Annotated in this window: 16 protein-coding genes; 2 read left to right on the top strand and 14 right to left on the bottom strand. The window is 62.3% G+C overall.

Annotation, left to right across the window (positions count from 1 at the left end; all coding sequences use genetic code 11):
* Positions 1-730: 730 nt before the first annotated feature.
* The 6 genes from CAG47_RS26685 to CAG47_RS26660 form a co-directional block, all read right to left on the bottom strand.
* Positions 731-2,104 carry a DUF1329 domain-containing protein gene (locus CAG47_RS26685; RefSeq protein ID WP_085729241.1) on the bottom strand — a complete coding sequence of 458 codons (1,374 nt, stop codon included), beginning with the start codon at positions 2,102-2,104 and terminating at the stop codon, positions 731-733.
* Between the two features lie 156 nt (positions 2,105-2,260).
* Positions 2,261-4,216 (bottom strand): DUF1302 domain-containing protein, encoded by a 1,956-nt coding sequence (locus CAG47_RS26680; protein WP_085729239.1) that lies wholly within the window; start codon positions 4,214-4,216, stop codon positions 2,261-2,263.
* A gap of 60 nt (positions 4,217-4,276) precedes the next feature.
* Positions 4,277-5,566 carry a phospholipase gene (locus CAG47_RS26675; protein WP_085729237.1) on the bottom strand — a complete coding sequence of 430 codons (1,290 nt, stop codon included), beginning with the start codon at positions 5,564-5,566 and terminating at the stop codon, positions 4,277-4,279.
* A 227-nt stretch (positions 5,567-5,793) separates the two neighbouring features.
* On the bottom strand, positions 5,794-7,362 hold the full coding sequence (locus tag CAG47_RS26670; protein WP_085729234.1) for an FGGY-family carbohydrate kinase: 1,569 nt from the start codon (positions 7,360-7,362) through the stop codon (positions 5,794-5,796).
* A gap of 20 nt (positions 7,363-7,382) precedes the next feature.
* Positions 7,383-8,972 carry a glycerol-3-phosphate dehydrogenase/oxidase gene (locus tag CAG47_RS26665; protein WP_085729232.1) on the bottom strand — a complete coding sequence of 530 codons (1,590 nt, stop codon included), beginning with the start codon at positions 8,970-8,972 and terminating at the stop codon, positions 7,383-7,385.
* Positions 8,973-8,977: 5 nt separating this feature from the next.
* Positions 8,978-10,573, bottom strand: coding sequence for an FAD-binding oxidoreductase (locus CAG47_RS26660; protein WP_085729230.1), 1,596 nt, complete (start codon positions 10,571-10,573; stop codon positions 8,978-8,980).
* Between the two features lie 211 nt (positions 10,574-10,784).
* On the opposite strand from CAG47_RS26660, the gene CAG47_RS26655 reads away from it, so the two are divergent.
* On the top strand, positions 10,785-11,813 hold the full coding sequence (locus CAG47_RS26655) for an AraC family transcriptional regulator (RefSeq protein ID WP_085729228.1): 1,029 nt from the start codon (positions 10,785-10,787) through the stop codon (positions 11,811-11,813).
* Positions 11,814-11,878: 65 nt separating this feature from the next.
* Here CAG47_RS26655 and CAG47_RS26650 read toward each other — a convergent pair whose 3' ends face one another.
* The 7 genes from CAG47_RS26650 to CAG47_RS26620 all read right to left on the bottom strand — a co-directional run bounded on the left by CAG47_RS26650 (position 11,879) and on the right by CAG47_RS26620 (position 19,957).
* Complete coding sequence (locus tag CAG47_RS26650) at positions 11,879-13,336, bottom strand: amidohydrolase family protein (RefSeq protein ID WP_085729226.1); 1,458 nt, start codon at positions 13,334-13,336, stop codon at positions 11,879-11,881.
* A gap of 1 nt (position 13,337) precedes the next feature.
* On the bottom strand, positions 13,338-14,198 hold the full coding sequence (locus CAG47_RS26645) for a MurR/RpiR family transcriptional regulator (RefSeq protein ID WP_085729224.1): 861 nt from the start codon (positions 14,196-14,198) through the stop codon (positions 13,338-13,340).
* 14 nt (positions 14,199-14,212) lie between these two features.
* Entirely contained in the window at positions 14,213-15,562 is a 1,350-nt protein-coding gene (locus CAG47_RS26640; protein WP_085729222.1) for a gluconate:H+ symporter, read from the bottom strand.
* Between the two features lie 183 nt (positions 15,563-15,745).
* Positions 15,746-17,191, bottom strand: a complete 1,446-nt coding sequence (locus CAG47_RS26635; RefSeq protein ID WP_085729219.1) for a SulP family inorganic anion transporter — start codon at positions 17,189-17,191, stop codon at positions 15,746-15,748.
* Between the two features lie 200 nt (positions 17,192-17,391).
* Positions 17,392-18,285 carry an NAD-dependent epimerase/dehydratase family protein gene (locus CAG47_RS26630; RefSeq protein WP_085729217.1) on the bottom strand — a complete coding sequence of 298 codons (894 nt, stop codon included), beginning with the start codon at positions 18,283-18,285 and terminating at the stop codon, positions 17,392-17,394.
* A 103-nt stretch (positions 18,286-18,388) separates the two neighbouring features.
* Complete coding sequence (locus tag CAG47_RS26625; protein WP_085729214.1) at positions 18,389-19,300, bottom strand: LysR family transcriptional regulator; 912 nt, start codon at positions 19,298-19,300, stop codon at positions 18,389-18,391.
* 66 nt (positions 19,301-19,366) lie between these two features.
* Entirely contained in the window at positions 19,367-19,957 is a 591-nt protein-coding gene (locus CAG47_RS26620) for an NAD(P)H-dependent oxidoreductase (RefSeq protein WP_085729212.1), read from the bottom strand.
* Between the two features lie 163 nt (positions 19,958-20,120).
* Here CAG47_RS26620 and CAG47_RS26615 point away from each other — a divergent pair, with 163 nt between their 5' ends.
* A complete protein-coding gene (locus CAG47_RS26615) occupies positions 20,121-20,435 on the top strand; it encodes a putative quinol monooxygenase (RefSeq protein WP_085729210.1) in 315 nt (104 codons plus the stop codon).
* Here the strand turns inward: CAG47_RS26615 and CAG47_RS26610 are convergent.
* On the bottom strand, positions 20,425-21,189 hold the full coding sequence (locus CAG47_RS26610; RefSeq protein WP_085729208.1) for a sulfite exporter TauE/SafE family protein: 765 nt from the start codon (positions 21,187-21,189) through the stop codon (positions 20,425-20,427). The two genes, CAG47_RS26615 and CAG47_RS26610, sit on opposite strands and share 11 nt — an antisense overlap.
* Positions 21,190-21,259 lie beyond the last annotated feature (70 nt).

The following is a 21,259-nucleotide window of genomic DNA, read 5'->3' as shown; positions in this document are numbered from 1 at the left end:
CAGGCTCCACAGCTACAACAACTACCTGTCGCCAATAGCCATGGAGCAGCAGGCGGCTTGATCACCGTAATCGGTGTCCGGAAAAACTTGACCAGAACAGTGCCCGCTTGCGGCATGCTCGCGAGAAACGAAAAAACACCACGGGGCATCAGACCTCCCACGTCATCGTTAACGTCCATCGCGAGCGTGCTCGCTCCTACAGGTGGAGGCAATCAGCTATCAGGGACACTGTAGGAGCGAGCATGCTCGCGAAGAACGAAAAAACACCACGGGGCATCAGACCTCCCACGTCATCGTTAACGTCCATCGCGAGCGTGCTCGCTCCTACAGGTGGAGGCAATCAGCTATCAGGGACACTGTAGGAGCGAGCATGCTCGCGAAGAACGAAAAAACACCACGGGGCATCAGACCTCCCGCGTCATCGTTAACGTCCATCGCGAGCGTGCTCGCTCCTACAGGCGGAGGCAATCAGCCATCAGGGACACTGTAGGAGCGAGCATGCTCGCGAGGAACGAAAAAACACCACGGGGCATCAGACCTCCCACGTCATCGTTAACGTCCATCGCGAGCGTGCTCGCTCCTACAGGTGGAGGCAATCAGCTATCAGGGACACTGTAGGAGCGAGCATGCTCGCGAAGAACGAAAAAACACCACGGGGCATCAGACCTTCCGCGTCATCGTTAACGTCCATCGCGAGCGTGCTCGCTCCTACAGTAGTCAATATCACCACTCAGCGTGTGCCACGCTGGCGCAATGCCGACGGCATGAAGTAGGCGTCTTCCGGCACCGCTTGGGCGAAGTCCACGGTGCCCTGCTCTTCGTTATCCAGGTTCTGCACGTAGTAACGACGCGCCTGCAAGTCATGGAATACGTCCAGCGCACTCCAGGTGGTGGGCAGGTCGTAGAAGTTTTTCAGGTAGGCCATCGACACCCGCCACAACTCCCCTCGCCCGTCGTATTGATCCACCAACGCGGCACCCCAGCTGTCCTCGTCCAGAAACAGCACGCGCTTGGAATAGATATGCCGCGCGCCCGGTTTGAGCGTGCCTTCGACCACCCAGACCCGATGCAGCTCATAGCGGGTGAATTGCGGGTTGAGGTGGCCGGGTGTGAGCAACTGCGCGTACTTCACCTCGGGGCTGCCGACTTTGTAATTGTTATAGGGAATGTAGACCTCTTGCTTGCCCTTGAGCTTCCAGTCGTAGCGGTCCGGCGAGCCGTTGAACAGGTCGGTATCGTCCGCCGTGCGCAGGCCGTCGGATGAGGCGATCGGGGTGTCATACGCGAGGTTCGGCGCCCGCCGCACACGACGTTGGCCCGCGTCATAGACCCAGGCCTGACGCGGGTCCTTGAGCTGGTCCAGGGTCTCGTGAACCAACGCCGCACCGCCCGCCAGTCGGGCCGGACTCTTCACGAAAGCCAGGTAGTAAAACAGGATGTTCTTCAGGTCGGCGAACTGCCCGCCCGGGCGGTAATAATTGAAGAATCCCTCTTGCTGCGAGGTGACGAGCGCGAAGCTGCCATTGCGTTGCACCGGTGCTTCGGAGGCACGACGGACCACATAGATGCCGCGATAACGGGTGATGTGATTCCACAGCACCTCGACCCCGTCCTTGGGCAGCGGGAACGGCACGCCGCCATAGGCATCGGCAAACCCGGTCCCGCCATCGAGCAGCTTGGCCGAGGTCGCGTTTTTCAGGGTGTTGTCATACAGCCACTGCGGCGCCGAACCCGAGCGGCGAGAAGGATAGACCGGCATCTGGAAGGTGTCGGGGTAGCTGTTGAACAGGGCGATCTGACCCGGGCTCAGGTGGGCCTTGTACTGTTCAAGGTTGGCCTTGGTGATGGTGAACAGCGGTTTGTCCGCCGCATACGGGTCCAGGTGATGCTGGCCCGGCGTGTAGCCCGCCGGCGCCTGGGTGATGCCACCGGTCCAGGCCGGAATGGTCCCGGCCGCGTTACCGGCACGCTCGCCCCCCAGCGGCGTCAGCGTGGTTTTCAGTTGCTCGGCTTGCTGGGGCGTGACCACGGCCAGCGCGTTGCCGGCGGCCAGGCCCAGGAGCAGCGCCAGCGTGGTCTTGGTCAGTCGTGAAGTGTGAAACATGATCGTTCTCCGAAATAAAACTGCGACCTGCAAAACACAGCAAATCCCCTGTAGGAGCGAGCAGGCTCGCGATGACTGACTTACAGTCGACGTCGATGTTGGCGGACACACCGCTATCGCGAGCAGGCTCGCTCCTACAGGGGGATGAGTTGGAACTCACAAGAAGTACTTGAGGTTGAAGCCGACGTTGTCGCGGTCACGCAGACCGTTGTCCTGCCCGCCGCCAAAGAACTCGGTGTATTGCAGCTCGGCCTCCAGCTTGTTCTGGTAGTTGGCCTTGATCCCCAGGGTGTAGGCCTTGCGGCCCTCGATGATGTTGCCCGCCTGATAGCTGTTGCCCTCGAAGTCATCCTTGTAGACGACGTAAGGCGAGACGTTGACCCCGGCATACACGTCGTTCCAGGTGCCGTTGAGCATCGCGGTGTAGCTGTAGGAGTTACGGTTGACCTGGTCGTCGCGCTCGCCACCGGACACGTAGGAAAAATTACCGGTGCCCGAGTAGTAACGATTACTGCCGTCAAAAGCGGTGTATTGCAGCCTGCTGCCGCGCAGGTGCTCGGACGCCAGCTCGAACACGCCGAACATTGAGTCGAATGACAGGCTCGGGCCGAAGTTGTAAATGGTGCCCATGGAGGCGTTGAACGCTTCCACTCGCTCGGCGTTATTGATCTGGCTGGCGAGCGTGACCTGCTGCCCGCCAATGTTGATGGTCTGGCCGGCTGCCGCTGCGGCGGCGCCGTTGGCCAGGTCGCCGATCAGGTCGTTGGTGGCGGCGATCCCGATGGGCAGGTTCGGCCGATAAGCCAATTCACCGAACACCGACGCCTGGCCCAGGGTGGTGTTGAAACTGAAGCCATACATGCGGATGTCTTCGGCATAGCGACGATGCGCCTGGATATTGCCCAGCACATCCATGGTCGCCAGGCCGTTGGCCAGTTGCCCCGCCTGACTGCCGGCGACACCGGCCAACAGGTTGGTCAGGGCATTCATGTCGATGCCCTTGTACCCACCCAGATCGGCGGAAATGGTCGGCTCCTTGGCGTGATAGTTGACCATGTACAAGCCGAACTCGGTGCTGTTGAGTTCTTCTGCGATGTAGCGAAAAGCGAAACCGAACTGACCGTCGTTGCGCGCATTGAAATCCTTGCCGATCGTGGCCACTTTGACGGTGTTGCCAAAGGCTGGGGTGACCCCGTTGGCGTACAGTCCGGTGGTACTCAGGGCCTGTTTGAGCAGCGGGTTGTTGCCCAGCGCACCGTACAGGTCGATCACGTTGCCGAAGCCGGGCACCGGGGTGTCCAGCGCGGTCCCGCTGAAGTTGTTGTAGGCGGTGTTGCCGCCGTCGGCGAACAGGTCCGTCTGCGAGTAGAACGTGCCGACCGGGTCGATGCGGGTTTCCTTCCAGTTGGTCTGGTAAAAGCTTTCCATGGTCAGGCTGTCGGTCAGGCCGAGGTTGAAACTGAGCGCTTCCACCGGCACCAGCACTTCCTTGACTTCGGCGCCGGGCAAACGGTACTTGGCCGCATCCACCGGGTTGGTGGTGTTGATCCCGCCGCGGTAGAAAATCCCCTCGCCCCAGTTGAACACCTGGCGCCCTATGCGTGCCGTCAGCGGCATCTGTGCCACGTCCCAGTTGCCATAGAGATAGGCGTCGAGCATCTCCACCCGGCTGCCGGCGATATCGCGGGTCTGGCTGGTGAAATGGTCGTCCTGCGGGAAACTCTGACTGGGTTGCGACGGGTTGTTGTTGCTGTAGTAATCGTTGCGCTTGTCCATCAGTTGGGTGTCATAGAACGCGGTGCCGCGCACGAACATCCCGTAGTTCTGATAGTTGGCTTCAAGCTCCGAGGTGATCTTGTACACCTCGGAAACCAGCCCGGTGTCGAAGTTGCGATTGCCGTCGTTGGTGTTGACGTCGTCGTTGTTCTTGTCCCGGCCCTGGACCCGCCACAAGCGGCCGTAAGACAAGGTACTGTCGAATGAACCGGTGACCTGGTTGTCCAGCACGCTGAACTCTTCGGCCTGCACACCGTCGACCGCGCACAGTTGCAGCACCCCTGCCAGGCCGACCCCGGGTAACGCTGCGCCACACAGGCGAATTCGAGTTTTCATGGTCTGTTCCTCCTTCCCTGGTTTTATTGTTTTTGTGTGCGTTCCAATGGGCCGCAATGGCTATGGCGCCAATCCCGCACGGGCATAAATCCGGCTGTGCGCGCCAAAATGTCCCAGCAGTTGGAACAGCTGTCGATTGAGTGCCGGATGGTCGAAGTCTTCGCGCTGCAGTTGATTACCGCTGCTGAAATCGCGGGTGATCGGTGCTGCGTCCAGCCACTGGCCGATGGCTTGATCGAACGCTGCGGACTCCTCGACGGACTCGGCGCTCACCACTTCGCGCAAGTAGTCCACCGAGTACGGCGGGTAACGGGCGTCCTGGGCAGAATCGGCATAAGCGTCGAGCATCGGATGGGGCTGACCGGCGCGCAGCAAACGACGCAGCCAGGTCGACTGATACTTCTCCACTTCCATGTGCCGGGTGGCGACCCGTTCGATGGACGCCTGCTTGTCGGCAGCGAAACCGGCCAGTGCCTTGCCCTCCAGCAGAAGAAGACTGGCGAGGTCGACGCCGGGCAATGGCTTGGCGTGATAAGGCTGGGTCAGGTCCTGAATGTGGTGCAGGCCCCAGCCGAGAAAGCGATAGCCCCAGTAGGAATGGCCGGTGGCAAAGGCCAGTCGCGCCAACCCCATGTACTGGTAGGCACGCCAGTCGGGCCAACTGCGCTCGAGAAATCCGGCAGCGACGTAGACCACCGGGCTCTCATGGAAGAACCCCATGTGGAATGGCGCCTGGGAGCTGTACTGAAACCGCGCGTCGCCGAAGGGCTGCGGGCCGAAGCCATACAGCGCGCCGACCTCGCCCGGGTTGTCGCTGAACAGGTTGATGTCGTGGCCGTAATCCGGCTCATCGGCGGCGCTGGCTACCACGGCCAGGGGTGCGACTTTTTCGTTGTCGGTCACGCGGATGAAGCGCTGGCGATTCCATGGCGAGAGGGTCTGCTCGACCATGACCTGCTCGGCCTTGAGGTGTTCACGCTCGGGCAGATCCTGGCCGGGCAACGGCTGGATGACCATCGCCAGATGAATCTGCGGATTGATCCGCAGCGCGGTGAGGAAGTCGTGGCGCAAATTGTCCCCAGGCACCGCGGGCAGTCGCAGATTGTCGGGGCGTGGCGGGTATTGGGCGAAGTGTTCGCGGGCGAAGCGCTCCTGCTCGTCGAGCAACGCGCCCACAGCCTCGTATTGTTGCGAGAGAAACCGCTCCAGCGGTTCAACCTTGACCTGCGGTGCGTCCCGCAGGGCCGGCAGGTCCTGCAGCGCCAGGTAGCTGCCCACCGTATGGTTGGACCAGCCCCAGGCTGCCTGGGTCGTTGCACAAAGCAGCAACAGGAGAAATGTCAGCTTCATTGCCTGGTTCTTATTGGAGGTGCCGTGGGGGTTGAGCCTAACAACCGCCCCAACCCCTGACACTGTCCAATCTCACCAGAAAAGTTCTCCGATAGCGCCACGCCTGGGTGCAGGCCCCCATGTGGGAGCGAGCCTGCTCGCGAAGACGGCGGCACAGTCAACAATGATGTGACTGACACTGCGCTTTCGCGAGCAGGCTCGCTCCCACAGGGTTCGCGGGTGTTTTCCTAAGCGGGGTAACCGGTAATCTTGCGGATGCTTTGGTACAACGGCTTGAGCTGTCGATACATGCGCAGGTAGACCTCTTTGTACAGTCGCTCGTAGATCTGCTGCGCCTCGGGTTGCGGCATGAATACCGCGCCCACCCGCGTCATGGCGGCCATCGCCGTGGGGAAATCCGCGTGCAGCCCCAGCCCCACCGCACAACAAATGGCAGCGCCCAGGCCGGATGCTTCGTAGACGTGCGGACGTTCGGCCGGCAGGCCGAAAATGTTCGCCGTGAGTTGCATCGCGGCATCACTCTGGGAGCCGCCACCGGCGACACGCAAGCGCGTGACGCAGACCCTCGAACGCTTCTCGATCTTCTCCAGGCCCTGACGCAAGGCATACGCCAGACCTTCGAGGATCGCCCGGTAAATGTGCGCACGGGTATGCACGTCGCCGAAGCCGATCATCGCGCCCTTGGCTTCCACACCCGGCTCGCGGATGCCGGGCGACCAGTAGGGTTGCAGCATCAACCCCATGGAGCCCGGCGGCACCGCATCGACCAGTGCATCGAAGAGTTGCTCGGGCTCCACGCCCTGGGCTTTGGCCTGCTGCATTTCGCGCAGGCCGAACTCGTTCTTGAACCAGCTGACCATCCAGTAGCCGCGATAGATCATCACCTCGCAGTTGAATTGATCCGGCACCGCGGAGGGGTAAGGCGGAATCAACGGGACGATTTCCAGGTAGCGCGACCGTGTGCTGGTGATCGTTGCCGTGGTGCCGTAGGAAAGGCACACGGTGCCTGCGTCGGCAACGCCGGAACCCACGACTTCGCAGGCCTTGTCGGCACCCGCGGCGATCAGTGGCAGCCCCTCGGGAATGCCGGTATGGCGACTGGCCTCGGCGCTGATGTGGCCCAGGGTTTCACCGGGCTTGTGCAGGCTCGGCAACTGCTCGGGACGCACCGCCAGCGCCTGCCATTTCCAGTCGGCGGGTGCGGCCCAGCGCAAGCGCTTGAAATCGAACGGCAGGTAACCGACGCAACAGCCCACGGAATCGACAAAACGCCCGCACAGGCGATGGGTGAGAAACCCCGAGAGCAGCAAGAACTTGTCGGTCGCCGCCCAGACTTCAGGTTGATTGCGAGCGATCCAGTTGGCCTCGGCCTGGGCGCGAAAGTAGTCCACCGTGGCTTGCGCGCCGACCAGTTTGAACAGCCAGCCCCACGGCCCCTTGATACCGCCCTTGACCTCGTCCTGGCGCTGATCGAGCCAGAGGATCGCCGGACGCAGCGGCTTGCCCTGGGCATCGACGTTGATCACGGTGCCGCGCTGGGTGGTCAGGGACACACCGGCAATCTGTGAGCGATCGATGCCGGTCTGCTGCCACAACTGCTGGCAGGCCTCGCCCAGCTTTGCCCAGTAATACTCCGGGTCCTGCTCGGCCCAGCCGGGTTGAGTCGAGTAATAGGCCTGCAACTCGACCTTGCCTTTGCCCAGCAGATTGCCCTGCAGGTCGAAGAGCAGAGCGCGCACGCTCTGGGTGCCATTGTCGATGGCCAACAGGTAACGCTTGTTCGGGTGGTTATCCATGGAGCTCTCTTCAATGGGCATCAATGCGCGGCATCCGGCAATCCATGATGGCGTTGCCACAACGCCTGGTAGCGCTGTTGTTCCTGCTGCCAACGCTCATCGTCCCAGCCCAGCCGTGGCTGGCAGAGTCGGCGAATCGCCGGCCAATGATCTTCGGCGCCGCGAGGCAGCAGCAGGCCCAGGCGGGTTCGGCGCAGCAGCAGGTCATCCAGGTGCAGGACCATTTCCGTATCGCAGGCAACGGCCAGCTCCGCCCACAAGGTGTCAGTGCCGCCGACGGTGTCATGGCCCAGCTCGACGAGCAGCTTGGCCAGCCTCGGCAGGTCGCGACCATGCCGCCCGGCCAGGCGCCGCCAGCGGTTGACGCTGAGACCCGGGATCGCCAGCGGCGGCACCACGGCGAACACCGGCGCGGCGTCATCGTCGAAGGGCCGCCCGAGCATGGTCGCGCAAGCCTTGAGCACTTCGATCGCCTGCGGGCGAAAGGTGGTCAGTTTGCCGCCGGCCAGGGTCACGCAACCAGGCTCCTGCCACAGCACATGCTCACGGGTTTCATTCGACGGCTTGAGATCACCCGCAGCGCTGCCCACTACCGGGCGCACGCCCGACCAGGTCGACAACACATCGGCAGCGACTACCTCGGCCTGGGGAAACTGTTGACGGCAGGCCGCCAGAAGATAGTCGAGTTCATCTACGCTGATGCTCGCGCTCAGGTCCAGATCGCCATGATGATCGAGGTCGGTGGTGCCGACTACGGTGGCCCCCTCCCAGGGGAACACGAACACCGGTCGCCGGTCACGCTCGTGCAGGAAGGTAAAGGCTTGCGCCACGGGCAGGCGCCAGCCCGGCAACAACAGATGACTGCCACGCAACGGGCGCAACTGGCGAGGGGCATCGGGCAGGCGCAAACGCTCGGCCCATGCGCCGGTGGCCACGGCCAGCACAGCGCAACGCAATGTCAGTAATCCGCCGCCCTCGCAGTCTATGGCCTGAACCCCGCAAACGCGCCCCTCTTCTCGCAGCAATTGCTGCACGCGCACACCGTTGAGCACTACCGCGCGATCGGCCCGGGCCTCGCTCAATACGCGCATCACCAGGCGCGCATCGTCGGTCAGCGCGTCGACAAAACAGGTGCCACCCAGCAGGTCATCTGCCTTCACCCCGGGCGCCAGATAATGCAGCTGTTGCGCGTCATGGAAGCGATGCCCACGCCGCCCGGCCAAGGCGTCATAGATCGACAGCAAACCACCTAGCACCCGCGGTCCGGGAAAACCGCCACGGTAGTGCGGCATCATGAAACTCATCGGTTCCACCAACCCCGGTGCTTCGTCGAGCAGGCGCTGGCGTTCGCGGACCGAATCGCGGGTCAGGCGCCACTGGCCCTTGGCGATGTAACGCAAGCCGCCATGGACCATTTTCGAGGAACGGCTGGAGGTGCCCCAGGCGAAATCGCGCTGCTCCAGCAGCAGGCAACGCCAGCCTCGGCGCGCGGCTTCACGCAGGATGCCGGCGCCGCTGATGCCGCCGCCGATGACGATCAGGTCCCAGGTTTCATCCGCCAGCGTCGGCAGCACCTGCTGTCGCCACGCGGTGTTCCAGTCCAGGCTCATGGCCGTCACTCCTGCAACAGCGTGCCGGGGTTGAGGCGCCCGGCCGGATCGAAATGCCGACTCAGTGCCTGCAGGGTGTCCATCGCCAGTGCGCCCTTCTCCCGTCGCAGGTACGGCGCGTGGTCCTTGCCCACGCCATGCTGGTGACTGATGGTGCCCTGGTTGTCGACGATGGTCTGGCTGGCCGCCTGCTTGAGTGCCTGCCAGCGCGCCAGGGTGGCTGGGTAGTCCGCCGCCGGGCGAAACACATAGGTGGTGTAGATGCTCGATCCTTCGCCGTAGACATGGGAAAGGTGGGTGAAGACATGCACGCGCTCGCCTTCGGCAGCCAAGGCATCGCGCAGGCTGTTTTCGACAAGCGTCAGGAGGTTATCGACGTTGCTCCAGTCAGTGGCCGTTTCCAGGGTGTCCACCACGTAACCGGCGTTCCACAGGTTTTCGCGCAGGTAGGGAAATCGAAACCGGTTCTGCGCCCATTTCTTGCCGAGCAAGGTGCCGGTAAACACCCCGCCGAACGCCTTGAGGTGCTGCCGGGCCTGACGCAGGGACAGCGCATTTTGCCGACGATTGCCAGTCACGCCGAACGTCAGCAGGCATTTGCCCGCGCCGGCGCCGCGCAGGGCCAGGTACTTTTCCAGCCAGGCGATCTGCTGCGGATGACCGGCCAGCGCCAGTTGGGTTTCGGTTTCCACGGCGTTGGACAAGCGCAGCATCGACAGCGGCACGCGCGCCTGGGCCAACTGGCGGATGGCTCGTAGCGCCTGTGGCCAATCGGGCAGGAAAACGCCGTAGAAACGTTCATCGGCGGGCAATGCACTGACCCGAACCTTCACCTCGGAGATGATCCCGAAACGGCCTTCGCAACCCAAGACCACCTCGCGCAGGTCGGGCCCGGCAGCCGAGGCCGGGAAGCTCGGAATGTCCAACGGCCCGGCAAATGTTTCCAGGGTCCCGCCGGCGAACAATTGCTCGATCCGCCCATAACGCAATGACTGCTGGCCACTGGAGCGGCTGGCGACCCAACCGCCCAGGGTCGACAGTTCCCACGACTGCGGGAAGTGCCCCAGGGTATAACCTCGGGCACGCAACTGACTTTCCACCTGCGGTCCACTGGTGCCTGGACCGAAGGTGGCCAACAGGCTCTGTTCGTCGAGCTCGAGCAGGCGATTCATGCGGGCCAGGGATACCGTCACCACCGGCCGCGCAGAGCTTGGCGGGTTGATGTGACCGGCCACCGAAGTGCCGCCGCCATAAGGAATCAGGCACAGGTCCTGTTCATGGGCGAGTAGCAGTAACCGGCGAATCTGATCAGCGCTCGTGGGATAGGCCACGGCGTCGGGATAATTGCCCAGTGCACCTTCACGCAGGGCCAGCCAGTCCGGCAGGCTCTGCCCCCTGGCATGCAGCAAACGATCATGGGCATCCACGCTGTACAGGAAGTGTTGCTGCAACCGCGACGGGGGCACGCGGGCCAATGCCGTCTCAAGCGTCGCATCGGGCAGCGCTCGACCGTCACCCACCCGTTGCGCGAGAAAACTCGCGCCCTGGGCCGGCAGTTCGACCACCGTGGTTGCATCTCCCCAGCCATTCCAGCGTCGCATGCGTGTGTCCTTTTGCGGTTCCGATCAGTGATATTTCAGGCCCTCATACTAATCAGCCGCCGGAAAGTGTCACGGTCGCATCCGGCCAGTTCGAGTAGCCAATTGAGTCAAACGTCGCGCAGGCGTCAGCCATTTACTTTAGCCGTGGTTTCAAATTACCTTTCCGGGTATTCATCTCCGCGCACGCGGGCCTTGATCACAGGAAACGATCATGCAATCGCTTGGCTTCACCTCAGTCCCGCCGCTGCTCAAGTACCTGCGTCACGCCGAACAACTGGGCATGGCCATCGAGCCTGCGTTGGCGGCTGCCGGGTTGCAGGCACAGCAATTGAGTGACAACAGCCTGCGGTTGCCCGGTGAAGCCCATGAACGGCTGCTCGATTATTTCTGCGAACACTCGGGCGATGCGTTGTTCGGTCTCAACGCCGCGCATTTCGTGTTGCCCAACTCCTGGAGCGTGCTGGGCTACATCACCATGAACTGCGCGACACTGGGCGACGCCATGAGCCGCATCATGCCGTTCGAGAAGCTGGTGGGAGACATGGGCGTCAGTCGCGCCGAGGTGCAAGGCAGCAACGTGCACCTGATCTGGACGTGCCGTCATCAACGCCCGCGAATTCGCCGGCACCTGGTGGAAAACGTGCTCGGTTCCTGGCTGCAATACGCGCGCTGGATCGCCGACACGCAACTGTCGCCGGCCGCCGTCTGGCTGGAACATGCCTGTCCGCCCGACACCACGCTGGCACAGTACGAGCAGTTCTTCGACTGTCCGGTGCTGTTCGACCAGCCTTATTCGGCGCTGATTGTCCCGTTGCCGTATTTGCAGTTGCCATTGCGCCAGGCCGATGCGCAATTGCTGCGCACACTGGAAGAACATGCCCAGGGGTTGATGGCTACATTGGAGGATGCATCGCTGCAGCAGCGGGTCAAAAGCATCCTGCGTCAGTTGCTCAAGGAAGGCCTGCCACGCAAGGAGCAGGTGGCCGAGCAGCTCGCCGTGTCAGTGCGCACGCTGCAACGCCAGTTGCACCAGGCCGGGACGTCGTACCAGCAGATCCTCGACGACCTGCGCCAGGAACTGGCCGAGCATTACCTGCTCAACAGCACCCTGCCGATCCAGGACATTGCCCAGTACCTGGGCTTCACCGAACCGCGCTCGTTTCACCGCACCTTCAAAAGCCGGCGCGGGATGCCGCCCGGCGAGTTTCGCCAAACCCACCGGGTGGCGAACGAAGGCTGAAGGCTCAGAGGCTGAGCGTGTGGGTGAACACCCGTTGCTCCTGCATGTAACGCCGTGCTCGACACTCACTGGAATCCCGTACGCAAATCCCCTTCCCGAGCCAGGAACCGCCCTTCCCTGCGCCCATTGGCCTGGCCATCGCGGTAGCTCAACACACCGTTGACCCATACGCCCTCGATGCCTTGCGCCGCCCGTTGCGGATCGTTGAAATCGGCGACATCGCGGACAGTCGCCGGATCGAACAACACCAGGTCGGCCCAATGTCCTTCGCGGATTTCACCGCGCTCCTTCAAACCGAAGCGTGCCGCCGACAACCCGGTCATTTTGTGCACGGCGGTGTGCAGCGGGAACAATCCCATGTCACGGCTGAAATGTCCGAGCACCCGAGGGAATGCACCCCACAAGCGTGGGTGCGGGAACGGGTCTTCCGGCAAGCCGTCGGAGCCGACCATCGACAGCGGATGGGCGAGGATTCTGCGCACATCCGCCTCATCCATTCCGTAGTACACCGCACCGGCGGGTTGCAGTTGGCGAGCAGCCTCCAACAATGGCAGGTTCCATTCGGCGGCGATGTCCATCAGGTCGCGGCCGCCCATTTCCGGGTGCGGGGTCGACCAGGTGATGGTGATGCGATGGGCATCGGTCACCTGCTTGAGGTCTAGGGTCGATGAGCTCGCCGCGTAGGGATAACAGTCGCAGCCAACCGGGTGGGTTAACGCGGCTTTCTCAAGGGATGCCAGCAATTGCGGACTACGCCCCCAGTTACCGGCACCGGCACATTTGAGGTGGGAAATGATCACTGGGCTTCGCGCATGACGGCCGATCTGGAACGCTTCGTCCATGGCCTCCAGCACCGGTTCGAATTCGCTGCGCAAGTGCGTGGTGTAGACCGCGCCGAACGCGGTCAACTCTTCGGTCAGTTGCATCACTTCAGCGGTCGACGCCGAGAACGCGCTGGCATAGGCAAGGCCTGTGGACAGCCCCAGTGCACCCGCCTCCAGGCTCTCGCGCAGTTGCTCGCGCATCGCGGCGATTTCGTCGGCGCTGGCCGTGCGGAACAGGTCGTCCAGATGATTGCTGCGCAGCGCCGTATGGCCGACCAGCGCGGCAACGTTCAACGTGGTGTTCGCGGCTTCGACCGCCGCCCGGTAGTCGCGGAAGGTCGGATACACAAACGCCGCCGCCGTACCGAGCAGGTTCATCGGGTCCGGGGGATCGCCACGCAAACTCACCGGCGAGGCACTGATCCCGCAGTTGCCGACGATCACCGTCGTCACGCCCTGGCTGAGCTTGGGCAGCATCTGCGGCTGACGAATCACCACGGTGTCGTCATGGGTGTGCACGTCGATGAAACCCGGCGCCAGCACATGGCCTTGGGCGTCGATTTCTTCGCTGGCGCAGGCGTCGCGCAAGTCGCCGATGCACTCGATGCGCCCGTTGAGAATGGCCACGTCGGCGGGGTAACCGGGGCGGTTGCTGCCGTCGATGATCAGGGCGTTGCGAATCAGCGTGTCGTACTGCATGTCAGTCTCCCAGCGGCAAGTGATCGTCGCCGCCGCGGTATTCGTCGAGGGCGAGTTTGATCCGCCGCAGACGTTCTTGATTGTCTTCAGGATTGGCCAGTGCCAGCTCGGTAGCGAGCACATCGATGGCCAGCAGCATGCCGTAGCGCGCCGCCGTGGGTTTGTAGATGAACGAGGTTTCGGCGCTTTGCAGGGGCAGGACGATGTCGGCCAGTTGCGCCAGCGGCGAGTCGGCACGGGTGATGGCCAGAATGCGTGCGCCGTAGTTGCGCGCCAGCTCCACCGTTTCAATCAACTCCGGGGTGATCCCGGTCAGCGAGCAGACAATCACCACCTGTTCAGCGCTGAGGCTGGCGGCGGTGACGCGCATCATCACCGCATCGTGGCACACCGCGACCGGATAGCCGAGGCGCACCAGGCGTACTTGCAGTTCATCGCTGCACAGGGTCGAGCAGCCGCCCATGCCGAACGCGTGAATCATCCGCGCCTTGCCCAGCAGTTTCACCGCATCGACGAATCGCGATTCGTCGAACGCCGCCAGGTGCTGGCGCAAGGTCGATTCGACGTCACTCACGATCTGCCCATAGAACGCCGACTGCTCGGGGGTGCCCGCCGGGTCGAGAAACCGACTGCCGACGCCGCTGGCCTGGGCCAGTTGCAAGCGCAGGTCACGCAGATCCTTGCAGCCGACCGTACGGGCGAACCGCGACAGCGTGGCGCTGCTGACCTCCGCCCGCAACGCCAGTTCATCGAGGCTGGCGGAGGCAGCAAATCCTACGTCGTCGAGCATCAGCCGGGCGATGCGTCCTTCACCGGCACTGAAGGAGTCCTGACGGGCGCGGATCTGGTAGAGGATGTCCATGCAAGTGGCTCCGGCTAAATCAGGTAAGAAAGGCCAACGGTCAGGCCGAAGGCGACGACCGAGATCAAGGTTTCGAGCACGGTCCAGGTTTTGAAGGTCTGGGTCACTGTCATGTTGAAGTATTCCTTGATCAACCAGAAACCGCCGTCGTTCACGTGGGAAAAGATAACCGACCCGGCGCCCGTCGCCAGCACCAGCAATTCCGGATGGGGATAACCCAGACCAATGGCCACCGGCGCGACCACACCTGAAGCGGTGGTCATGGCCACAGTGGCAGAACCGGTGGCGATGCGCATCAGCGCGGCAAACAGCCAGCCCATCAACAGCGGCGACAAATGAAATTCATGGGCCAGGCCGACGATCTGGTCGGTGACGCCGGCGTCCACCAGAATCCGGTTCAGGCCACCACCGGCACCGACCAGCAGGGTGATGCTGGCGGTCGGCGCCAGGCATTCGTTGGTGAATTTGAGGATCGATTCGCGGTTGAAGCCCTGGGCCAGGCCGAGCGTCCAGAAGCTCAGCAACGTGGCCAGCAACAACGCAATCACCGAGTTACCGATGAACAGCAAGAACTGGTTGAAACCTGTGCCCGGCGTGGAAAGAAGATTGGCCCAGCCGCCAATCAGCATCAGCACCACCGGTAACAGAATGGTCGCCATGGTGATGCCGAAACCCGGCAGGCTGTCGCGCGGTTCTCGCTCCAGGAACTGGCGTTCCAGCGGGTTTTCCGCCGGCAATTGAATGCGCGGCACGATGAATTTGGCGTACAGGGGGCCGGCGATGATCGCTGTCGGAATGCCGATCGCGATCGCGTAGAGCAGGGTCTGTCCCACCGACGCCTGATACACCTGCACCGCGAGCATTGCCGCCGGGTGCGGCGGCACCAGCGCATGCACCACCGAGAGCCCGGCGACCATCGGCAGGCCGACCATCAGGATCGACACGCCCACGCGCCGCGCCACGGTGAACGCAATAGGCACCAGCAAGACGAAACCCACTTCGAAGAACAGTGGCAGACCGACCAGGAACGCGATGCACACCATCGCCCAATGCGCGTTCTTTTCGCCAAAGCGGTCGATCAAGGTCCGTGCCACCTGCTCGGCCCCACCGGACTCGGCCATCATCTTGCCAAGCATGGTGCCCAGCGCCACCACCAGGGCGATGTGCCCCAGGGTCTTGCCGACACCCGCCTCGTACGCCCCCACCACACCCGACGGCGGCATCCCCGCCACCAGCGCCAGGCCGATGGAAATCAGGGTGATGACAATGAACGGGTTGATCCGGTAACGGGCGATCAGAACGATCAGAGCAATGATGGCGATGGCGGCATACACCAGCAGCCAATAGCCGAAGGACAGGGTCATGCGGTACTCCTCGAGAGGGTCACGTCGAAATATTTGTGAAACTCTTAAAACATTTCGAAGCGCGATTTTCAAACGAGGTGAAAGTAATTTTCGTACAGAGGTAAGGCGTGTCGCCCAGAGACATGAGTTGTCGCAAATAATGAAAATCAGGCCGGCGGATTTTCATCGCGCCGGCCATTGATTTCAGTCGTGCCGCATCCGCGCGCGCTTGAGCAATGTCTTGCAGCGTTCGGACAAATTCAGCACCCGCAGGTGCTTGCCGGCCCTGGTGTAACGCTCGCGCAAGGTACCCAGCGCGGCGATGGCCGAGTAGTCGACAACACTCAGGTGCTGGCAGTCCAGGGTCACTTGCGCCGGGTCATTGGCCGGATCGAACTGATTGAGAAAGGGCGTGGTCGAGGCGAAGAACAGCGTGCCATGCACCCGGTACAGCTTGCTGCCGTCGTTCTCCAGATGACTGTCGGCGTATAGCTGCCGGGCCTGCTGCCAGGCAAAGTTCAGCGCTGCGATGATGATCCCGCAGAGCACTGCGGTGGCCAGGTCGGTGAACACGGTAATGACGGTGACCGCGATGATCACCAGTACGTCGTTCATCGGCACCTTGTTCAGCACCCGCAACGAGGCCCAGGCGAAGGTCTGTTGCGACACCACGAACATCACCCCGACCAGCGCCGCCAGCGGAATGCGCTCGATCAGCGGCGACAGGAACAGGATGAACAGGAGGATCGACACTCCGGCCACCACACCGGACAAGCGCCCGCGTCCGCCGGAACTGAGGTTGATCACGGTCTGGCCGATCATGGCGCAACCGCCCATGCCGCCGAACGCACCGGACACTATATTCGCCGCCCCCAGCGCCACGCACTCGCGATCCGGGTAACCACGGCTCTCGGTGATTTCATCGGTGAGGTTCAGCGTCAACAGGGTTTCCAGCAACCCCACCAGCGCCATCAGGATCGCGTAGGGTGCGATGATCCGCAGGGTCTCCGGATTCCATGGAATGTCCGGCAGCGCCAGCGTCGGCAAACCACCGGCAATATGCGCCATGTCGCCCAGGGTGCGAGTCGGCAGGCCGAGCAGATACACCGCCAGGCCCACGCCGAGAATCGCCACCAGCGCTGGCGGCACTGTGCGGGTCAGGCGCGGCAGTACGTAGACAATGGCCATGGTCACCGCGACCAGGCCAAGCATCATGTACAGCGGCGTACCGCTCAACCACGCCTCACCGTTCTTGAAGTGCTCCAGTTGCGCCAGGGCAATGATGATCGCCAGGCCGTTGACGAAGCCGAGCATCACCGGGTGCGGCACCATGCGCACCAGCTTGCCGAGCTTGAGCAGCCCGAACGCCATCATTATCAGCCCGCCCAGCAACACCGTGGCCAGCAGGTACTGCACGCCGTGTTGCACCACCAGCGCAACGATCACCACGGCCATCGAGCCGGCCGCGCCGGACACCATGCCCGGTCGCCCGCCGAACAGCGCGGTCAGGGTGCAGATGATGAATGCGCCGTAGAGCCCCATCAGTGGATTGAGATGGGCCACCAGCGCGAAAGCGATGCATTCGGGCAACAGGGCGAAGGACGTGGTAAGTCCGGCCAGGACATCGGCGCGTAGACGTTTTGCTTTCATGGGGAACCGCACACAGGGAGAGACGAGAAAGAGTGTGCGGATGTTACGGAATCGAAGGCCGACCGGCCAGTTAATGGTCTGTCAGGAAAAGCTTCGCGAGCAGGCTCGCTCCCACAGGGGATTTGCGTCGTCCTGTTGAACGCAGATCAAATGTGGGAGCGAGCCTGCTCGCGATGGACACGACTCGGTCTACAGCGAACTCACACCATCTCGTCGCGAATCCACTCCACCACCGAAGTCCGCTTCGGTACCCAGCCCAACAGTTCCCGCGCGTGCTTGCCGCGAACCCGGCTGTTGGAGCCCAGGCCATAGTTGGCCATTTCATAGCCCCACTCGGCTTCCGCATCCTTGAGCGGCCAGTCTTGCGGTTCGCCCAGGTTCAGCGCCTGGGCCATGGCGGTGGTCATGTCGATGAACGACGCTTCACCGCTTTCAACGAAGTAGAAGGTGCCGGGTACGTTTTCGGTCAGCGCCAGCAGGTACAGAGCGACCACATCCTCGATGTGCACGTTGGACCAGATGTTCCGGCCCGTGCCGACATGGCGCACCACGCCGCTTTTGCGCGCCTGCTTGAGCAGGCGCGGCAGCTGCACGCTGTCGCGATGGACGCCCAGGCTGTGGCCATAGATCAAGGTGTTGCAGATCACCGCCGAATTCACCCCATCCATGGCCGCCGCCAGGATCAGGTTATCAATGGCCACGCGCGCCGCCTTGTCGACGGTCGGTTCCGGCAGGTTGTCTTCGAAGTAGATGACATCACTGGATTTGCCGCCCGAGGCATCGCCGACGATGCTTGAGCCGCTGGTGTGCAGGAACACTTTGCCAGAACCGCGCAAGGCATCGAGCAAGGCCTCCACCGCGCCTCGATGATCGCTGCTGGCAGCGTTGATCACAGCGTCCGCAGCCAGTGCCTGATCGGCCAACAGGGCGGGGTCGTCGAGCGTGCCGATCACCGGGGTGATGCCCAGTGCGCGCAGTTCATTCGCTTGCTCGGCGCTGCGCACCAGACCGGTGACGTTGTGACCGGCCTGGACAAGGCCCGTGGCGATGGAACCGCCGATAAAACCGGCAGCGCCGGTAACGAATACGTTCATGGAGAAACTCCCTGCGTGGATAAGTGATGCAAGGAGTATCAAGGAGCGATCATTGCCGAAAAATGCCTTCTGACCCAATTCACTTTTGCGTAGAAATCACGAATCAGCCTTTGAAAACTGTGCTTGCATAACCCGCCAACTTGCCCTGGATAAAGTCCAGGAAGCATTGAATCCGCAGGGCCAGTTGCGAGTTGCGGTAGTACACCGCGTTGATCGGCTGGCGATAGCCGCTGTTGAATTCGCCCAGCAACACTTTCAAGCGTCCGGCACGAATGTCTTCGATGGTCATGAAGTGCGACAGGCAGGCAATGCCCTGGCCGTCCAGTGCCAGATGGCGGATGGTCTCGCCGCTGGAGGCGCCGATCGACGCCTGGATCGGCCAGCGATCGCCATGTACATAACGCAGCGGCCATTGGTTGAGGCCTTCGTTCTGGGTGAACCCCAGCAGCGTATGGTCGACCAGGTCAGCCACGACTTGCGGCGTGCCGTGTTTTTCCAGGTACGCCGGGCTGGCGACGATGTGCAGCGGGCTGCTGCCCAGGGAGCGGGCATGCAGCGTCGAGTCGGTCAGGGTGCCGATGCGGATGGCGATGTCGGTGCTCTGCTCCAACAGGTCGATGATCAGATCATTGCTGTTGAGTTCGAGCTGGATGTCGGGGTAAAGCCTGCGGAACTCATCGATGTAGGGCACGATGGCGTGCAGCATGAAAGGCGATGCCGCGTTGATACGCAAACGCCCGGACGGCGTTTGCTGACGTGATGACAGGCGCTCTTCGAGTTCGTCCATCTGATCGAGAATCCGCTTGGCGTGCTCGAAGAAATACTTGCCCTCTTCGGTCAGGTCCATGCGCCGCGTGGTGCGATTGATCAAGGTGGTGTCGAGCTTGGCCTCCAGCCGCGACAGCGTACGACTGACCGCCGAAGGCGTTTGCCCGACCTGCTCGGCCGCCGCAGAAATCGATCCGCATTCAATCACGCAGACGAAAACCTGCAATTCATCGGATCTGGCTTTCACGTGTGTCCTCGTTTGCGAATCGGCGCTGCGATCTGCCCGGCCGTTGCATCGGATAGTAGCCGAGCGTCATGCCTTGAGGCCAAACACCTCGGTCAAATGCTGCTCATAGCGTGCCACATCGCTTTCGATGTTCGGGCGCTTCATCACGTCTACGCAGAGGAACGTCGGCAGCCTGGTCATGCCAAGGAACTGGTTGGCCTTGTGGAACGGGAAGTACACCGCGTCCACGCCTTTGGCTTCGAAGAAATCGGTGGGGTCGTCGAAGGCTTGCTGCGGGGCGTTCCAGGTCAGCGACAACATGTACTGCTTGCCGTGGATCAGGCCGCCGCTGCCGTACTTCTGCGAGGCGTCGGAGCGAGTGCGACCGTCGCTGGCATAGAGGCTGCCATGGCCTTCGGTGAAGACTTCGTCGATGTACTTCTTCACGGTCCACGGCGCGCCCATCCACCAACCGGGCATCTGGTAGATGATCACGTCGGCCCAGAGGAACTTGGCCACTTCTTCGGCAATATCGTAGCCCGAGTCGATGAAGGTGGTTTTGACATCCATGCCACCACGATCCAGCACGCTCAACGCGGCTTCATGCAGGGTGGTGTTGTAGCGGCCGTCGGAGTGCGCAAATTTTTTGCCGCCATTGAGCAACAGGACTTTTTTCATGGGAGATCTCGGGAAGGGTCGGGAATTCAATGGCGGCAGAGTACCGACCGGCCTCGCGCGGAATAAGCCTCGGTTCGGCAAAACTCATTTGACCTACAAGCACGATTCAACAGGCGATTGTTGCCATAGACTGGCGCCAGTTCTGATTTGAGGAGAGAAGTAGATGAGTGAAATCCAGGGTTTCATCCTGCACGCCAAGACCCGTCCGGAAAAATCCGACGCCTTCGAAGCGTTTTTCAGCGGCTACGTGGAAGCGAGCCGCGGCGAGCCTGGCTGCATCGAGTACCACATGTTGCGCGACAAACAGGACCCGACCCTGTTCATTTTCTATGAGATATGGCAATCCCAGGCCCACCTCGACGTGCACTCGAACCTGCCGCACATGAAGCGGTTCCTCGAGCAGCGCGATGAATACCTGGAGCGCGACTTCGAGATCCGCGCCATCGAGATGATCAGCCCGTCGTCCGCTAGCCGCTGATCAACAAGTGGCCGCCGAGCAAACCCAGGCCAACGAAAAACACGCGCTTGAACCACAGGGCGCTGATCCGCTGGCGCAGTGATTGCCCCAGCCACATGCCGAGCATGGCCGGGATCAGCGCCAGCAGCGACGCGCTCAATTCACCTCCGCCAAGAGCGCCACGCCAAAACAAGCCACCGGCCAGGGCCAGGGTCGAAACGGTGAACGACAGGCCCAGTGCCTGCACCAGCTCGTCCTTGCTCAAGCCCAGCGCTTGCAGGTACGGCACCGCCGGAATCACGAACACGCCAGTGGCCGACGTGATGACGCCGGTCAGCAGACCACACAGGGGGCCCAGCCAGCGTTCGCTGCGCCGCCCCACGCGCGCCGTCGGCAAGAACAAGCCGCTCAGCGAGTACAGCAACAAGGCCGCCCCCAGCCCCCGCACCACCCAATGGCCACCGCTCATGCCGATCCACAGCGTGCCCGCCCCGGTGCCGAGAAAAATCGCCAGCAGCATCGGCCACAGTCGTTTGACCAGCCCGGGCAGATGCCCACCGAATGCCAATTGCCAGACGTTGGTGAGTGTTGCCGGAATGATCAACAGTGCCGCAGCCTGCGACGGCGCCATAGCCAGACCGAGCAAGCCCATGGCGACCGTTGGCAGGCCGAGACCGATCACGCCCTTGATCATGCCGGCCAGCACAAAGGTGCCGATCACCAACAGCGACAAGGCCAATCCGAGATTCTGGTAAAACGCCGAGAGTGTGTTCATGGGGCCATGGTGAGCCCGCGCAGGTTGATTGAAAATCTGCCATATACTGAGGCTGCCTCTTGCTTTGACA

Origin of the sequence: Pseudomonas sp. R37(2017) (genome assembly GCF_002113375.1) — a bacterium.
Lineage (GTDB): Bacteria > Pseudomonadota > Gammaproteobacteria > Pseudomonadales > Pseudomonadaceae > Aquipseudomonas.
The sequence above is the reverse complement of the archived record's forward strand: the minus strand, read 5'-3'. Positions and strand labels throughout refer to the sequence as shown.

Coding starts and splice junctions, on each gene's coding strand:
- CAG47_RS26655 (WP_085729228.1), top strand. CDS start 10,785: ATGCAATCGCTTGGCTTCACCTCAGTCCCGCCGCTGCTCAAGTACCTG.
- CAG47_RS26635 (WP_085729219.1), bottom strand. CDS start 17,191: ATGAAAGCAAAACGTCTACGCGCCGATGTCCTGGCCGGACTTACCACG.
- CAG47_RS26660 (WP_085729230.1), bottom strand. CDS start 10,573: ATGCGACGCTGGAATGGCTGGGGAGATGCAACCACGGTGGTCGAACTG.
- CAG47_RS26645 (WP_085729224.1), bottom strand. CDS start 14,198: ATGGACATCCTCTACCAGATCCGCGCCCGTCAGGACTCCTTCAGTGCC.
- CAG47_RS26680 (WP_085729239.1), bottom strand. CDS start 4,216: ATGAAAACTCGAATTCGCCTGTGTGGCGCAGCGTTACCCGGGGTCGGC.
- CAG47_RS26665 (WP_085729232.1), bottom strand. CDS start 8,972: ATGAGCCTGGACTGGAACACCGCGTGGCGACAGCAGGTGCTGCCGACG.
- CAG47_RS26650 (WP_085729226.1), bottom strand. CDS start 13,336: ATGCAGTACGACACGCTGATTCGCAACGCCCTGATCATCGACGGCAGC.
- CAG47_RS26620 (WP_085729212.1), bottom strand. CDS start 19,957: ATGAAAAAAGTCCTGTTGCTCAATGGCGGCAAAAAATTTGCGCACTCC.
- CAG47_RS26610 (WP_085729208.1), bottom strand. CDS start 21,189: ATGAACACACTCTCGGCGTTTTACCAGAATCTCGGATTGGCCTTGTCG.
- CAG47_RS26675 (WP_085729237.1), bottom strand. CDS start 5,566: ATGAAGCTGACATTTCTCCTGTTGCTGCTTTGTGCAACGACCCAGGCA.
- CAG47_RS26640 (WP_085729222.1), bottom strand. CDS start 15,562: ATGACCCTGTCCTTCGGCTATTGGCTGCTGGTGTATGCCGCCATCGCC.
- CAG47_RS26685 (WP_085729241.1), bottom strand. CDS start 2,104: ATGTTTCACACTTCACGACTGACCAAGACCACGCTGGCGCTGCTCCTG.
- CAG47_RS26630 (WP_085729217.1), bottom strand. CDS start 18,285: ATGAACGTATTCGTTACCGGCGCTGCCGGTTTTATCGGCGGTTCCATC.
- CAG47_RS26670 (WP_085729234.1), bottom strand. CDS start 7,362: ATGGATAACCACCCGAACAAGCGTTACCTGTTGGCCATCGACAATGGC.
- CAG47_RS26615 (WP_085729210.1), top strand. CDS start 20,121: ATGAGTGAAATCCAGGGTTTCATCCTGCACGCCAAGACCCGTCCGGAA.